Annotated in this window: 1 rRNA gene; it reads left to right on the top strand. The window is 57.3% G+C overall.

Going from position 1 to position 1,174, the window contains the following annotated elements:
- Positions 1-1,174: ribosomal RNA gene (locus ACIQNU_RS43805) — 23S ribosomal RNA — on the top strand; the annotation flags it as partial.

Consider the following 1,174-nt stretch of genomic DNA (forward strand, 5'->3'; position numbering starts at 1 on the left):
TCGTGACTGCGTGCCTTTTGAAGAATGAGCCTGCGAGTTTGCGGTGTGTTGCGAGGTTAACCCGTGTGGGGAAGCCGTAGCGAAAGCGAGTCCGAACAGGGCGGTTTAGTAGCGCGCTCAAGACCCGAAGCGGAGTGATCTAGCCATGGGCAGGTTGAAGCGGCTGTAAGAGGTCGTGGAGGACCGAACCCACCAGGGTTGAAAACCTGGGGGATGACCTGTGGTTAGGGGTGAAAGGCCAATCAAACTCCGTGATAGCTGGTTCTCCCCGAAATGCATTTAGGTGCAGCGTCGTGTGTTTCTTGCCGGAGGTAGAGCACTGGATAGGCGATGGGCCCTACCGGGTTACTGACCTTAGCCAAACTCCGAATGCCGGTAAGTGAGAGCGCGGCAGTGAGACTGTGGGGGATAAGCTCCATGGTCGAGAGGGAAACAGCCCAGAGCATCGACTAAGGCCCCTAAGCGTACGCTAAGTGGGAAAGGATGTGGAGTCGCACAGACAACCAGGAGGTTGGCTTAGAAGCAGCCATCCTTGAAAGAGTGCGTAATAGCTCACTGGTCTAGTGATTCCGCGCCGACAATGTAGCGGGGCTCAAGCGTACCGCCGAAGTCGTGTCATTGCAGCAATACGCCCAACGGCGGCTGTGATGGGTAGGGGAGCGTCGTGTGCCGGGTGAAGCCGCCGCGTAAGCGAGTGGTGGACGGTTCACGAGTGAGAATGCAGGCATGAGTAGCGATACACACGTGGGAAACGTGTGCGCCGATTGACTAAGGGTTCCTGGGTCAAGCTGATCTGCCCAGGGTAAGTCGGGACCTAAGGCGAGGCCGACAGGCGTAGTCGATGGATAACCGGTTGATATTCCGGTACCCGCTGTGAAGCGTCAAACATCGAGCCCATTAATGCTAAGGCCGTGAAGCCGCCCTGATCTCTTCGGAGTTGAGGGGAGTGGTGGAGCCGCCGGCCCAAGGTGGTAGTAGGTGAGTGATGGGGTGACGCAGGAAGGTAGTCCATCCCGGGCGGTGGTTGTCCCGGGGTAAGGGTGTAGGACGTCAGGTAGGTAAATCCGCCTGGCAATAGTCTGAGACCTGATGCCGAGCCGATTGTGGTGAAGTGGATGATCCTATGCTGTCGAGAAAAGCCTCTAGCGAGTTTTATGGCGGCCCGTACCCTAAA

The sequence above is a fragment of the Streptomyces sp. NPDC091292 genome, assembly GCF_044757265.1.
Lineage (GTDB): Bacteria > Actinomycetota > Actinomycetes > Streptomycetales > Streptomycetaceae > Streptomyces.